The sequence below is a fragment of the Streptomyces capillispiralis genome (assembly GCF_007829875.1).
Taxonomy (GTDB): Bacteria; Actinomycetota; Actinomycetes; order Streptomycetales; family Streptomycetaceae; genus Streptomyces; species Streptomyces capillispiralis.
Genome location: NZ_VIWV01000001.1, coordinates 5,200,351 through 5,214,299, shown reverse-complemented (window position 1 = coordinate 5,214,299; position 13,949 = coordinate 5,200,351). Strand labels below are relative to the sequence as shown.

Genomic DNA, 13,949 nt, shown 5'->3' with positions numbered 1-13,949 from the left:
GGTCCCGCCTCAGCCGAGCCACCGCCGCATCCCCAGCCGGCCCCACAGGACGCTCACGGCGAAGGACAGCGCGGCGGCGGCCACCGCCGTCACGGCGAGCGCCACGGGCGCCGCGAACCCGTGCGGCACCCTCTCGGCGACGGGCCTGACCAGCACCATCACGAACAGCAGATGCACCAGGTAGGTCCCGAACGACGCGTCCGACAGCCGCACCAGCACCGCCCGCGCCCGCTCCGGCACCCGCACCCCGGCCACCGCGCCGAGCACGGCGAAGGTCAGCGCGGCCACCGCGGCGCTCCCGTACCCGGCCGGGAGCCGCACGGTGAACTGGTACACGGCGAGGGCGACGAACGCGACCGCCACGCCCGCCAGCCACAGCGGGCGCGGTCCGCGCCGCCGGGCGGCGAGCAGGGCGGCGCCCGCCACCGCGTAGCCGAGCGCGTACAGCGGCACGCTCCATCCCCACGGGGGCAGCGGCAGCCCGGTGAGGGTCCGCACGTCCTCGCTCAGCACCGGCGCGACGGCGAGGGCGCCGAGCAGCAGCGCCGACCAGCGGGGCGTGGCGCGCTGTCCGAGGACGAGCACGGCGACGCCGAGGAGCAGCAGCAGCGGGACGTAGGCGTAGAGGTACCAGAGGTGGAAGGCGGCCTCCACCGAGCCGAAGAGGGCCCGTACCGCCTCCTTGGCCCCGCCGTCCAGGGGCGGCCCGAACAGGTACTGCCAGAGCAGGTAGAGCGCCGTCCACACGGCCATGGGGCGCAGGATGCGTCCGAGCCGGGTGAGGAGCTGGGTGTCGCCGCGCACCGGTGAGCCGGCGAGGATCGCCCAGCCGGCCATCGCGTAGAACGCGGGCACGGCGAACCGGCTGGCCGAGTCGCCGAGGACGCCGGTGGTGCGGTGGCCCGCGTCGAGGAACTCGGCGGAGGCGTGCACCAGCACGACGGCCGCGGTGCACAGGACGCGCAGCAGGTCGATGTCGTGGCGCCTCTCCCGGCCGGTTCTGCCCTGCTCGGCCTGTCCGGCGGGCGGTGCGGCGGTCGGGGGCGCGGTGCGGGGCATCGTGGGGCTGCTCCTGACGGCGTGGTCCTGGCGTGGGGCGAAGACGCAGGTTCTCCCGGTCGGGTTACGCGCGGCCCACCACCACGTGAACGGCCCCCGACCGGAAGGACTCCGGTCGGGGGCCGCGGGTTGTCCGGGCGGGCCGTCAGGCGGCGGGCAGCCGCTCCAGCTGGGCCTGGATGCGGGCGATGTCCTCGTCCGCCTTCGCCAGCCGCGTGCGGATCTTGTCCACGACGTGGTCGGGGGCCTTCGCCAGGAACGCCTCGTTGCCGAGCTTCGCCGTGGCCTGCGCCTTCTCCTTCTCGGCAGCGGCGAGGTCCTTCGCCAGCCGCTTGCGCTCGGCGGCGACGTCGATCACGCCGGACAGGTCCAGCGCGACCTCGACGCCCGCGACCGGCAGGGTCGCCGTGGCGGTGAAGGAGTCGCCCTCCGGCTGGAGGCGGAGCAGTTGCCGGATGGCCGGCTCGTGCGGGGCGAGCGCCGAGCCGTCGAGCGCCAGCCGGGCCGGGACCCGCTGGCCGGGCTGGAGGCCCTGGTCGGCGCGGAAGCGGCGGACCTCGGTGATGACCGACTGGAGCGTGGCGATCTCCCGCTCGGCGCCGGTGTCACGGAAGCCGCTGTCCTTCGGCCAGTCGGCGACGACCACCGACTCGCCGCCCGTCAGCGTCGTCCACAGTGTCTCGGTGACGAAGGGGACGACCGGGTGGAGCAGCTTCAGGGTGACGTCGAGGACCTCACCGAGGACGCGCTTGCTGACCTCGGCCGGCTCGCCGCCCGCCTGGAACGTCGTCTTGGACAGCTCGACGTACCAGTCGAAGACCTCGTCCCAGGCGAAGTGGAACAGGGCGTCCGACAGCTTGGCGAACTGGAAGTCGTCGTAGTACGCGTCGACCTCGGCGACCACCGTGTTCAGCCGGGACAGGATCCAGCGGTCGGTCGGCGACATCCTCGACGCGTCCGGCAGCGGGCCCTCGACCGTGGCGCCGTTCATCAGCGCGAAGCGGGTCGCGTTCCAGATCTTGTTGGCGAAGTTGCGCGAGCCCTGGACCCAGTCCTCGCCGATCGGCACGTCCACGCCCGGGTTGGCGCCGCGCGCGAGGGTGAAGCGCAGGGCGTCGGAGCCGTACTTGTCCATCCAGTCCAGCGGGTTGACCGCGTTGCCGAAGGACTTCGACATCTTCTTGCCGAACTGGTCGCGGACCATGCCGTGCAGGGCGATGGTGTGGAACGGCGGGGTGCCGTCCATCGCGTACAGGCCGAACATCATCATCCGGGCGACCCAGAAGAAGAGGATGTCGTAGCCGGTGACCAGGACGGAGTTCGGGTAGAACTTCGCGAGGCTCTCGGTCCGCTCCGGCCAGCCCAGCGTGGAGAACGGCCACAGGCCGGAGGAGAACCAGGTGTCGAGGACGTCGGTGTCCTGGTGCCAGCCCTCGCCGGTCGGGGCCTCCTCGTCCGGTCCGACGCAGACGACCTCGCCGTTCGGCCCGTACCAGACCGGGATGCGGTGGCCCCACCACAACTGCCGCGAGATGCACCAGTCGTGCAGGTTGTCGACCCAGTCGAAGTACCGCTTCTCCATCTCCTGCGGGTGGATCGCGACGCGGCCGTCGCGGACCGCGTCGCCGGCCGCCTTCGCCAGCGGGCCGACCTTGACCCACCACTGCATGGACAGGCGCGGCTCGATGGTGGTCTTGCAGCGCGAGCAGTGGCCGACGGAGTGGACGTAGGGCCGCTTCTCGGCGACGATCCGGCCCTCGGCGCGCAGCGCGGCGACGATGGCGGAGCGGGCCTCGAGGCGGTCCAGGCCCTGGAAGGGGCCGTGGGTGGTGATGACGGCGTGCTCGTCCATCACCGTGAGGGACGGCAGGTCGTGCCGCTGGCCGATCTCGAAGTCGTTCGGGTCGTGCGCCGGGGTGACCTTGACGGCTCCCGTCCCGAACTCGGGGTCGACGTGCTCGTCGGCGACGACCGGGATGGACCGGTCGGTCAGCGGCAGCTTGACGAGCTTGCCGACGAGGTGCTTGTAGCGCTCGTCGTCGGGGTGGACGGCGACGGCCGTGTCACCGAGCATCGTCTCGGCGCGGGTGGTGGCGACGACGATGGTGTCGTCCCCGTCGCCGTACTTCATGGAGACGAGCTCGCCGTCCGCCTCCTCGTAGTTGACCTCGATGTCGGAGATCGCGGTCAGACAGCGCGGGCACCAGTTGATGATGCGCTCGGCGCGGTAGATCAGCTCGTCGTCGTAGAGCCGCTTGAAGATGGTCTGGACGGCCTGGGACAGGCCCTCGTCCATCGTGAAGCGCTCACGCGACCAGGCGACGCCGTCGCCGAGGCGGCGCATCTGGCCGCTGATCTGGCCGCCGGACTCGCCCTTCCACTGCCAGACCCGCTCGACGAACGCCTCGCGGCCGAGGTCGTGGCGGGACTTGCCCTCCTTGCCGAGCTCCCGCTCGACGACGTTCTGCGTGGCGATGCCGGCGTGGTCCATGCCGGGCTGCCACAGCGTCTCGAAGCCCTGCATCCGCTTGCGGCGGGTCAGGGCGTCGATGAGGGTGTGCTCGAAGGCGTGCCCGAGGTGCAGGCTGCCCGTGACGTTCGGCGGCGGGATGACGACGGTGTAGGGAGGCTTGTCGCTCTTGGCGTCGGCCTCGAAGTAACCGCGCTCCACCCAGCGCTCGTACAGCGGCCCCTCTACATCGGCCGGCGCGTACTGGGTCGGCAGTTCGGTCGTGGGCGCTGTGTGCGGCTGCTGAGAGTTCTCGGTCACGGGGGTCAGTTTAGAGGCGTCACGGCGCTGTCCCGAAACGCGATTCCTTTGTAACGGTGCGGCCCCCGCTGACTTGAACGCGTCACCCCTGAGCCAGGATGTCAGCAGTACATAAGTATCCGGAGGGGAACCCAGTCATGAGCTACAACCAGCCGGGCCCGTACGGCGGGCAGCCCCAGCAGCCCGGACCGTACGGCCAGCCGGGTCCGTACGGCCAGCAGCCGCAGGCTCCGCAGCCCGGCTACGGCTACCCCCAGCAGGCTCCCCCGCCCGGCCAGCCCGGCTACGGCTACCCGCAGCAGCCCGGCCAGCCCGGCGTCCCGCCCCAGCAGGCCCCCTACGGCCAGCAGCCCCCGTACGGCCAGCAGCCGCCCTACGGCCAGCCCCCGTACGGCATGGCGCCCCAGCCCCCGGCGTCGGGCGGCGGCGGCAAGAAGGCCGGCATCATCCTCGGCGCGGTGGCGGTCGTGGCGGCGATCGGCGTGGGCGCGTACTTCGTGATCGGCGGGGGCGGCGGCGCGGGGGGCGGCCTGGAGGACGACGGCCCGCACAAGCTCACGACACCCGAGACGGTGCTGAGCGACTACACGCGCTTCGGTGACGGAACCGAGGAAAGCGGCTCCGACACCGCCGAGGACATGGAGAAGAGCGGGGTCAAGAACGGCACCGCGATCATCGGGCAGTGGTCGACCGCCGACTTCGGCAACTACGACCCGTCGGACCCCAGCACCGCGGGCGACTTCCCGGACCAGGCCGAGCTGCTGACCGCCAAGGGCGTCACCATGGTGGGCGGTTACGGCGAGATCGCCGAGCCCGAGGCGACGCTGGACAGGTTCTTCACCAACATCCAGGAGGGGGTCGAGAAGAACTCCTCGAGTTCCTCGAGCGGCATGCAGAACGCCGAGCTGATCGGTGAGCCCGAGAAGGTCGAGATCGACGGCGCGGTCGCCAAGTGCCAGTCGACCAAGAGCACCAACGCGCTGACCAAGAAGGAGTCGACCGACTGGTTCTGCGCCTGGGCCGACTACAGCACGGTCGCCATGGTTTCGCCCGGCGACAACGCCGGCACGGGCGTCGGCAAGGACACCGCGGTGGACCTCACCACCAAGCTCCGCGAACAGATCCGCGTCAAGGCCTGAGTCGCAGCAACGCGAAGGGCCCCGGTCGAGTCGACCGGGGCCCCTTGCTGTCCGCCGCTGCGGCGGTCACGCCGTCTTCTGCTCCCCGGAGCCCCGGCCGCGGGCGTCGCGCGGGATGAGGGTCGGGTTGACGTTGGACAGGACCACGTCGGCCGTGATGACGACGCGGGCGACGTCCTTGCGGGACGGGACCTCGTACATCACGCCCTGGAGGACCTCCTCCATGATGGCGCGCAGGCCGCGCGCGCCGGTCTGGCGGAGGATGGCCTGGTCGGCGATGGCCTCCAGCGCCTCGCGCTCGAAGTCCAGCTCCACACCGTCGAGTTCGAAGAGGCGCTGGTACTGCTTCACCAGCGCGTTGCGCGGCTCGACCAGGATCTGGAGCAGGGCCTCGCGGTCCAGGTTGTGGACGCTGGTGATGACCGGGAGGCGGCCGATGAACTCGGGGATCATGCCGAACTTGACCAGGTCCTCCGGCATGACCTCCTCGAACTGGTCCTTGGACTCCCGCTCCTGCTTGGAGATGATCGTCGCGCCGAAGCCGATGCCCTTGGCACCCGCCCGGCCCTCGATGATCTTCTCCAGTCCGGCGAAGGCGCCGCCCACGATGAACAGCACGTTCGTCGTGTCGATCTGGATGAACTCCTGGTGCGGATGCTTGCGGCCGCCCTGCGGCGGGACCGAGGCCGTGGTGCCTTCCAGGATCTTCAGCAGGGCCTGCTGTACGCCCTCGCCGCTGACGTCGCGGGTGATCGACGGGTTTTCACTCTTTCGGGCGACCTTGTCGATCTCGTCGATGTAGATGATCCCGGTCTCGGCCTTCTTGACGTCGTAGTCGGCCGCCTGGATCAGCTTCAGCAGGATGTTCTCGACGTCCTCGCCGACGTACCCGGCCTCCGTGAGCGCCGTGGCGTCGGCGATCGCGAACGGGACGTTCAGCATGCGGGCCAGGGTCTGCGCCAGCAGGGTCTTGCCGGAGCCCGTGGGGCCCAGCAGGAGGATGTTGGACTTCGCCAGCTCGATGGCGTCGTCACGGCCCTGCGCGCCGCCGTTCTCGCCGGCCTGGACGCGCTTGTAGTGGTTGTAGACGGCGACGGAGAGCGCCTTCTTGGCCGCCTCCTGCCCCACCACGTACCCCTCGAGGAACTCGTAGATCTCGCGGGGCTTGGGCAGTTCCTCCCAGCGCACCTCGCTGGTCTCCGCCAGTTCTTCCTCGATGATCTCGTTGCAGAGATCGATGCACTCGTCGCAGATGTACACACCGGGCCCTGCGATGAGCTTCTTGACCTGCTTCTGGCTCTTGCCGCAGAACGAGCACTTGAGCAGATCGCCGCCGTCACCGATGCGTGCCACGGTGTGCTTCCCCTTCGCCTGGGAGACGACCGGACGTCCGTGTCCGGCGGCTCCTGGTGCTGCCTTATGTCCGACGGTACCTTGCCGAGCCCCCCGTTCGGGCCCCCCTTGGCACGGTTCACTTTGACGTGGACCGTGCCAAACCGTGCCAAGGGGCGGCAGACGTTACACCCCCACCTCGCGTCAGCGCAGGCTGGAGTTGTCCATCTTCCGGGTGGTGATGATCTGGTCGATCAGGCCGTACTGCAGCGCGTCCTCGGCCGTGAGGATCTTGTCGCGCTCGATGTCCTCGCGGATCTTGTCGATCGGCCGGGTGGAGTGCTTGGCCAGCATCTCCTCCAGCTGGCTCCGCATGCGGAGGATCTCGTTGGCGGCGATCTCCAGGTCGGAGACCTGACCGCGGCCCGTCTCGCTGTACGGCTGGTGGATCAGCACGCGCGCGTTCGGCAGCGCCATGCGCTTGCCGGGCGTACCGGCGGCCAGCAGGACGGCGGCGGCGGAGGCCGCCTGGCCCATGCAGACCGTCTGGATGTCCGGCTTCACGTACTGCATGGTGTCGTAGATCGCGGTGAGCGCGGTGAAGGAGCCGCCGGGGCTGTTGATGTAGACCGAGATGTCCCGGTCGGGGTCCATCGACTCCAGGCACAGCAACTGCGCCATGACGTCGTTGGCCGACGCGTCGTCGATCTGCACGCCGAGGAAGATCACGCGCTCCTCGAAGAGCTTCGCGTACGGGTCGTACTCGCGGATGCCCTGGGAGGTGCGCTCGACGAAGCGCGGGATGACGTAGCGGGACTCGGCCGCGGGGCCGGTGTACTCGGCGCGGGGGGTACCTCCCACGCCGTTGAGGCGGTGGGGGAGGTCGTACAGGCCGCTGCCGGGGAAGTCGTTCACGGTGTCTCCTGGAAAGGGGCTGAGGCGGTCGGCTGGGGCTGCTGGGGCTGTCACCGGGCCCGGGCGGGGCCCGGTGGGTCCCTGGGGGCTGTGAGGCCCCCGAGGGCCGCTCAGGCCCCGGTGCCGCCGCCGCCCGGCATGCCGGCGGCCGTGGCGATCACGTCGTCGATGAGGCCGTACTCCTTGGCCTCGAAGGCGTCGAACCAGCGGTCACGGTCGGAGTCGCGGGTGATCTGCTCGACCGACTGGCCGGTGTGCTGGGAGGTCAGCTCGGCCATGCGCTTCTTGGTGTGCAGCAGCCGCTCGGCGTGGATCTTGATGTCCGAGGCCGAGCCGGCGAGACCGGCGGACGGCTGGTGGATCAGGATCTCGGCGTTGGGCAGTGCGAAGCGCTTGCCGGGGGTGCCGGCGCTCAGCAGGAACTGGCCCATGGAGGCCGCCAGGCCCATGGCGATCGTCACCACGTCGTTCTTGATGTACTGCATGGTGTCGTAGATCGCCATGCCGGCCGTGATGGAGCCGCCGGGGCTGTTGATGTACAGGTAGATGTCCTTGTCCGGGTCGGAGGCAAGGAGCAGCAGCTGTGCGGTGATCTTGTTGGCGATGTCGTCGTCGACCGGCTGGCCGAGGAAGATGATCCGCTCGTTGAGCAGCCGGTTGTAGACCTGGTCGCCGAGGCCACCACCGATGGAGGGCTCGCCGGCGGCGGAGGGCATCAGATTCGTCACGTATCCACCTGCTCGTCTTACGACGGCGCCGGGCCGTCTCACGTTTCCCTGCGGGGGCCTGAAGGCGATTTCGCCGTGGTTATCCGGCCCCGTATTCATGGACCCTAACGCGGGGGCTGCGCCGGGGAATCCCGGTAACCGGGGTGTTCGCCGGGGGCGTAGAGGGGCGCCTGTTCGGTTTGCGGGCGGCCGCGGGCCGTCCGTGGCCGCCCGCGCGGTCCCCCGCGCCCCCGGGCCGGCCGCCCCGCGCGCCAGACACCGGAGCCCCGGAGTGGTGCGCACCCCGGGGCCCTGGTGATCACGTCGTCGGGCGACGCGAGGGTCAGCCCTCGGTCTTCTCCTCGGCCGGGGCCTCGGCGGCCTCGCCCTCGGCCGGCTCGGTGGCCTCGTCCTCGTCCTCGTCGTCGAGGTCGACGATCTCGCCGTTGGTGTCCTTGACCGTGGCCTTCTCGACCACGACGGCCAGGGCCTTGCCGCGGGCGACCTCGCCGACGAGCAGCGGGACCTGGCCCTGCTCGACGACGGCCTGCGCGAACTGGTCGGGGGACATGCCGGAGGAGGCGGCGCGGCGCATGAGGTGCTCGGTGAGCTCCTCCTGGTTGACGTTGAGCTTCTCCTGCTTGACGAGCTCGTCGAGCACGAACTGGGTCTTGATGCCCTTGACCGCGGCCTCGCGGGTCTCGGTCTCGAACTCCTCCTCGGTCTTGCCCTGGATCTCCAGGTACTTCGCGAGGTCGAGGCCCATCTGACCGAGCTGGTGGTGCTCGAGGTTGTGCTTGCGGGTGTTGATCTCGTCCTCGAGCAGCTTCTCGGGGACCGGGACCTCGACCAGCTCGAGCAGCTTCTCCAGGACGCGCTCCTGGGCCTGCGTGGCCTGGTCGTACTGCTTCATGTTCTCCAGGCGCTTGCGGCTGTCCGCCTTCAGCTCCTCGAGGGTGTCGAACTCGGAGGCGAGCTGAGCGAACTCGTCGTCCAGCTCGGGCAGCTCGCGCGCGGCGACCTGGGAGACCTTGACGGTGACCTCGGCCTCCTTGCCGGCCGCGGAGCCGCCCTTGAGCTCGGAGGTGAAGGTGGCCTCGCCACCGGCCTCCAGGCCCTTCACGGCGTCGTCGATGCCGTCCAGCAGCTCACCGGAGCCGATGGTGTAGGACACGCCGCTGGCGACGCCGTCCTCCAGGACCTCGCCGTCGACCTTGGCCTCCAGGTCGATGGTGACGACGTCGCCGTCCTCGGCGGCGCGCTCCACCGGGGAGGTGGAGGCGAAGCGCTCGCGGAGCTGCTCGACGGACTTCTCGACGTCCTCGTCGCTGACCTCGACGGCGTCGACCTCGACCTCGATGCCGGAGTAGTCCGGGATCTCGATGGCCGGGCGGATGTCGACCTCGGCGGTGAAGTTCAGCGTCTCGCCGTCCTTCAGCTCCGTGATGTCGACCTCGGGCTGGCCCAGCGGGTTCAGCTCGGCCTCGTTGACCGCGTCGGTGTAGAACTTCGGGAGGGCGTCGTTGACGGCCTCCTCCAGCACCGCACCGCGGCCGAACCGCTGGTCGATGACCCGGGCCGGGACCTTGCCCTTGCGGAAGCCCTTCACCGTGACCTGCTGGTTGATCTTCTTGTACGCCGCGTCGAGGCTGTCCTTGAGCTCCTCGAAGGGCACCTCGACAGTGAGCCGAACCCGGGTCGGGTTCAGGGTCTCCACGGCGCTCTTCACGGTTCGGTCTCCTTGTGGCTGACTTCTCGGGTTCTGCCGGGACCAGAGCGGTCCGGCCGATTCGCCGCCCGGAGGACTTCAGACGCTGAGACACACGGGCGTGCAGCTTGCATAGTAACGGCAGCGGCTACGGCGCCCAAAAGGCGATCACCGGATGCATGATCGGCCGGGTGGTCGGGGTGGCGGGATTTGAACCCACGGCCTTCCGCTCCCAAAGCGGACGCGCTACCAAGCTGCGCCACACCCCGTCTGGTGCGAGACGTAGGGTACATGCACCCGGGCGCGCGGGCCGCCGCATTCGCCGGGCGCGGCGGGGGCGCCGGCGGCGGTCCGGAAACGCGGTGTGCGACGAGGGGGCACTACCCGCTACGATGCCTGTCAGTGCCGCGGCCACGGGCTCGCGGCGCGCACTGTGCGGGCGTAGCTCAATGGTAGAGCCCTAGTCTTCCAAACTAGCTACGCGGGTTCGATTCCCGTCGCCCGCTCTGTACGGCTCAGGGCCGGGTCGAGGACTCCTCGACCCGGCCCCGGTCGTTTGCGTGGATCTCCGCGCGGGGCGGGGCGGGATCAGAAGCTGATCGAGTTGATCATCCCGGCCACCGAGTCCAGGAACCGCTGGATGTCGTCGGCCATGCCGGTGGAGGCCAGGAAGAAGCCGAAGAGGACGGCGACGACCGCCGGCCCGGCCTTGAGGGAGCCGCCTCTGATCAGCACCACCAGGATGATCGCCAACAGCAGCACCACAGACAGTGAAATGGCCACAACTGATCACACCCTTGGTCGGTTCGGCTTCCCCGGCCCGGGCGACGCGACCCCGCGCACCCCGCCAGGACCATCGTGCCACCAACATGGCCCCCTTATGCGGCGGCTGACGCATCGTCCGTCACACCGGGCCCGGGCGCCCTCGCCCCGCGGGCCGACGGCAGCGTCCCGCACGGCAATTCGAAGGGGCACCCGCACAGGGAATTCAGCCGGATCGTTTCCGTATCCACACAACGCGTTCGCAGCTAATTCGAATCGTCGCCGCACGCTCCTCGGCGAGCGCCCGAGCGGGCGTAAAACGCGTACGAAGACGGACATTTCACCGGAGTCGCCTGCCGGTCTTATGCATGATTTAGTCCGGAAGAATCACGACAAGGCCACCCGGCGTACGGGATAAGGGCCTTACCCGCACACTGTGTTGACCATCACGTCCACAGCCGCGCACGCTTTCCCCGGTACGGGGTACCCGGACCGAATAGCCGGTGAATGACGTCGGACGTTTTACGAAATCCCGCGGACAACGCTAGGGTGCCTCAGATGTTCCACGCTGCCTCGTCCCCCGCAAGCGCAGCGAGCTCACCGATCGTCTCCCCCAGTTCCCGCCGGGAGGGTCAGTGACGAACTCGCAGCGACCGTACGGCAACCGCAGAACGCCGCCGCCTCCGGCACCGTCACCGGCGCCCGGAGTGCCGAGCCCGCGCACCAACGGGCAGCACGACCGGCCGGCGCCCTCCGGCAAGCAGCGCGACGCGTTCTTCGACAACGCCAAGTACCTGGCGATCGTGCTGGTGGCCATCGGTCACGCCTGGGAGCCCATCAAGGGCGACAGCCGGATCCTGGAGGCGGCGTACACGGTCGTGTACACCTTCCACATGCCGGCCTTCATCATCATCTCCGGCTTCTTCTCGCGCAGTTTCGACATGCGCCCCGACCGGCTGCGGCGGCTGATCACCGGTGTCGCCGTGCCGTACATCGTCTTCGAGACCGCCTATCCCCTGTTCAAGCGGGTCGTCGACAACGATCCGCAGCAGGAGATCAGCCTTCTCGACCCCTGGTACCTGACCTGGTTCCTGGTCGCGCTGTTCGTCTGGCGGCTCACCACCCCGATCTGGAACGCGGTGCGGCACCCGCTGCCGCTCGCCCTCGGCATCGCCATGCTGGCCAGCGCCAGCCCGGGAATCGGCGACGACCTCGACCTCCAGCGCGTGCTGCAGTTCCTGCCGTACTTCGTGCTCGGTCTGTGCATGAAGCCCCAGCACTTCCACATGGTGCGCCGGCGGTCGGTGCGGATCGCGTCGGTGCCGGTCTTCGCGGCGGCGCTGGCCGTCGGCTGGTGGGCGGTGCCGCGGATGAACACCGCGTGGTTCTACCACCGTGACGCCGCGCAGGAGCTGGGCGCGCCGTGGTGGGCCGGTCCGGTCATGGTGCTCGCGATGTTCGGCTGCTCGCTGCTGCTGACCGCGTGCTTCTTCGCCTGGGTGCCGCGCCGCCACATGTGGTTCACCGCGCTCGGCGCGGGCACGCTGTACGGCTACCTGCTGCACGGCTTCGTGGTGAAGGCCGGCGACTACCGGGGCTGGTTCGACCACTCCGTGCTGCACCAGCCGCTCGGGGAGATCGCCGTGAGCGTCCTCGCGGCGGTCCTGGTGACGCTGCTGTGCACCAAGCCGGTGCAGCGGGTCTTCCGGTTCGCGATGGAGCCGAGGATGGAGTGGGCGTTCAAGCGCGACGCCGCCGAACTCGCCCGCGAACGCGAGCGGCGGGAGACGGAGAAGAAGGGGGAGGAGACCCGCGAGAAGGTCTCCGTCTAGGACTTCTCCTCCCCCGCCACCACGAGACCGAGGAGTGCGCGCATCCGCGTGTACTTCTCGGTCAGTCGTGTGCGGGTCGCCCCGTCCAGTACGGCGAGCCGGGCCGGGTCGGCGTTGTGCGCCAGGTCCGCCTCCTTCACCAGCAGCGCGCCGGGGGTGGCGAGGATGCGGGCCGCGTACGCCTCGGGCGGCTCACCGGGCCGTTTGGTGACCGCGCGGACGATGTCCTTGGTCCGCCGGGTCAGCGGCGCCCCGTCCAGCCACCGCTCGGTCAGCCGCTCGTCCTCCACGGCGTCGTGCAGCCAGGCCGCCGCGATCTGCTCGTCGTCGCCGCCGCGGGCCCGTACGCCCTCGGCGACGGCCCGCAGGTGTTCGGCGTAGGGCCGGCCCGCCTTGTCGGTCTGGCCTGCGTGCGCGGCGCGGGCGACGGCCTCGGCCTCGGACGGGGTCAGCGGGGTGCGCGGTGTCTCGGTCACCGCTCCAGTGTGCCCCGGCTCCCGGGTCAGCGGGCGGCCGCCGCCGTCGGGCCCTCCCGGCAGATGAGCAGCAGCGCCCGGTCGTCGTTGACGTCCTTGGCGACCGCCTCGATCAGGTGCCAGGCGGCGCCGTGGAAACCGCCGGCGACATACCGGTCGGCCTCACCGGTGAGGCGGTCGATGCCCTCGACGATGTCCCGGTCGGAGGTCTCCACCAGACCGTCGGTGAACAGCATCAGCACGTCCCCGGGTCGCAGGGAGCCCTTCACCGGGTCGAACTGGGCGCCGTCGTACACGCCCAGCAGCGGGCCGTCGGCCACCTTCTCCTCCCAGCGGCCGCTGCCCGCGCTGAGCTGGAGGCCCGGCGGGTGCCCGGCGGAGTAGAGCTCGTAGTCGCCGGAGTCGAGGTCGAGCACCAGGTGGATGGAGGTGGCGAAGCCCTCGTCCCAGTCCTGGCGGAGCAGGTAGCCGTTGGCGGCGGGGAGGAAGGCGTGCGGCGGGAGGCTGCCGAGGAGGCCGCCGAAGGCGCCGGACAGCAGCAGGGCGCGCGAGCCGGCGTCCATGCCCTTGCCGGAGACGTCGGTGAGCACGACCTCCAGGGTGCGCCCGCCGTTGGTGCGGGCCGCGACGACGAAGTCGCCCGAGAACGACTGCCCGCCCGCCGGGCGCAGCGCCATCTCCCGGTGCCAGCCCTCCGGCAGCTTCGGCAGCTTGCTCTGCACACGGATGCGTTCGCGCAGGTCGAAGAGCATGGTGCCGCCGCGCCGCCAGGGCACGCCCACCCGGCTGCGGAACTGGGCGACGAGTAGTCCGAAGAAGCCGCAGGCCGCGACGACGAGGACCACGCCCGGGGTGACGCGGGCCGCGCCCTCGGTGTAGGGGCCGAGCTGTACCGACTCCACGATCAGGGCGGTCGCCGCCGCCGCGTAGAGGCCGAGCAGGCTCGCCGGGCGCAGCAGCAGGCCGCCCGCGACGATGGGGAGGACCAGTGCGGCCGGGGCGCACCACACCGAGTTGGCGAGGGTGCCGGCCGCGATGAGCGGGACGGTGAGGAGGAGTCCGGCGAGCGCGACCCAGTCCGAGCCGTCGCCGCGGAAGTAGTCGACGGCGGCCCGGCGCATGCCGACGCGGGCCCGGTGCCACTGCTTCTTCAACCGGGCCGTGAACGTGTCGGCTTCCGCGCGCCGCTGTCGTCCTGCTGCCATTAGTTCGGGACCCTATCCATCGGACCGGCCGCTTGGCACGGGAG

At 70.3% G+C, this 13,949-nt stretch carries 11 protein-coding genes and 2 tRNA genes; 3 read left to right on the top strand and 10 right to left on the bottom strand.

Annotated features, from left to right (window positions below; genetic code table 11):
* Window positions 1-9: 9 nt before the first annotated feature.
* Window positions 10-1,059, bottom strand: a complete 1,050-nt coding sequence (locus FHX78_RS22675; protein ID WP_145869254.1) for an acyltransferase family protein — start codon at window positions 1,057-1,059, stop codon at window positions 10-12.
* A 145-nt stretch (window positions 1,060-1,204) separates the two neighbouring features.
* On the bottom strand, window positions 1,205-3,829 hold the full coding sequence (locus FHX78_RS22670; protein WP_145869253.1) for a valine--tRNA ligase: 2,625 nt from the start codon (window positions 3,827-3,829) through the stop codon (window positions 1,205-1,207).
* A 137-nt stretch (window positions 3,830-3,966) separates the two neighbouring features.
* Here FHX78_RS22670 and FHX78_RS22665 point away from each other — a divergent pair, with 137 nt between their 5' ends.
* Window positions 3,967-4,968, top strand: coding sequence for a hypothetical protein (locus FHX78_RS22665; RefSeq protein WP_145869252.1), 1,002 nt, complete (start codon window positions 3,967-3,969; stop codon window positions 4,966-4,968).
* 66 nt (window positions 4,969-5,034) lie between these two features.
* Here FHX78_RS22665 and clpX read toward each other — a convergent pair whose 3' ends face one another.
* The 5 genes from clpX to FHX78_RS22640 all read right to left on the bottom strand — a co-directional run bounded on the left by clpX (window position 5,035) and on the right by FHX78_RS22640 (window position 9,899).
* A complete protein-coding gene (gene clpX / locus FHX78_RS22660) occupies window positions 5,035-6,321 on the bottom strand; it encodes an ATP-dependent Clp protease ATP-binding subunit ClpX (protein ID WP_030818444.1) in 1,287 nt (428 codons plus the stop codon).
* A 183-nt stretch (window positions 6,322-6,504) separates the two neighbouring features.
* Window positions 6,505-7,215 (bottom strand): ATP-dependent Clp protease proteolytic subunit, encoded by a 711-nt coding sequence (locus FHX78_RS22655; protein WP_145869251.1) that lies wholly within the window; start codon window positions 7,213-7,215, stop codon window positions 6,505-6,507.
* A gap of 110 nt (window positions 7,216-7,325) precedes the next feature.
* Window positions 7,326-7,931, bottom strand: coding sequence for an ATP-dependent Clp protease proteolytic subunit (locus FHX78_RS22650; RefSeq protein WP_164555846.1), 606 nt, complete (start codon window positions 7,929-7,931; stop codon window positions 7,326-7,328).
* Window positions 7,932-8,265: 334 nt separating this feature from the next.
* On the bottom strand, window positions 8,266-9,651 hold the full coding sequence (gene tig, locus FHX78_RS22645; RefSeq protein WP_145869250.1) for a trigger factor: 1,386 nt from the start codon (window positions 9,649-9,651) through the stop codon (window positions 8,266-8,268).
* A gap of 171 nt (window positions 9,652-9,822) precedes the next feature.
* Window positions 9,823-9,899, bottom strand: a tRNA-Pro gene (locus FHX78_RS22640).
* Window positions 9,900-10,065: 166 nt separating this feature from the next.
* On the opposite strand from FHX78_RS22640, the gene FHX78_RS22635 reads away from it, so the two are divergent.
* Window positions 10,066-10,136, top strand: a tRNA-Gly gene (locus FHX78_RS22635).
* Window positions 10,137-10,218: 82 nt separating this feature from the next.
* Here the strand turns inward: FHX78_RS22635 and FHX78_RS22630 are convergent.
* Window positions 10,219-10,413 carry a hypothetical protein gene (locus FHX78_RS22630; protein ID WP_145869249.1) on the bottom strand — a complete coding sequence of 65 codons (195 nt, stop codon included), beginning with the start codon at window positions 10,411-10,413 and terminating at the stop codon, window positions 10,219-10,221.
* 614 nt (window positions 10,414-11,027) lie between these two features.
* Between FHX78_RS22630 and FHX78_RS22625 the strand changes: the two genes are divergently transcribed.
* Window positions 11,028-12,224 carry an acyltransferase family protein gene (locus FHX78_RS22625; protein WP_145869248.1) on the top strand — a complete coding sequence of 399 codons (1,197 nt, stop codon included), beginning with the start codon at window positions 11,028-11,030 and terminating at the stop codon, window positions 12,222-12,224.
* Here the strand turns inward: FHX78_RS22625 and FHX78_RS22620 are convergent.
* Both FHX78_RS22620 and FHX78_RS22615 read right to left on the bottom strand, forming a co-directional pair.
* Window positions 12,221-12,700, bottom strand: a complete 480-nt coding sequence (locus FHX78_RS22620; RefSeq protein WP_167531823.1) for an HD domain-containing protein — start codon at window positions 12,698-12,700, stop codon at window positions 12,221-12,223. The genes FHX78_RS22625 and FHX78_RS22620 overlap by 4 nt on opposite strands.
* 26 nt (window positions 12,701-12,726) lie before the next feature.
* Entirely contained in the window at window positions 12,727-13,905 is a 1,179-nt protein-coding gene (locus FHX78_RS22615) for a PP2C family protein-serine/threonine phosphatase (RefSeq protein ID WP_145869246.1), read from the bottom strand.
* Window positions 13,906-13,949 lie beyond the last annotated feature (44 nt).

Bases quoted from the DNA above. Each gene is read 5' to 3' on its own strand.
- FHX78_RS22650 (WP_164555846.1), bottom strand. From the start codon at position 7,931: ATGCCCTCCGCCGCCGGCGAGCCCTCCATCGGTGGTGGCCTCGGCGAC.
- FHX78_RS22675 (WP_145869254.1), bottom strand. From the start codon at position 1,059: ATGCCCCGCACCGCGCCCCCGACCGCCGCACCGCCCGCCGGACAGGCC.
- FHX78_RS22665 (WP_145869252.1), top strand. From the start codon at position 3,967: ATGAGCTACAACCAGCCGGGCCCGTACGGCGGGCAGCCCCAGCAGCCC.
- FHX78_RS22615 (WP_145869246.1), bottom strand. From the start codon at position 13,905: ATGGCAGCAGGACGACAGCGGCGCGCGGAAGCCGACACGTTCACGGCC.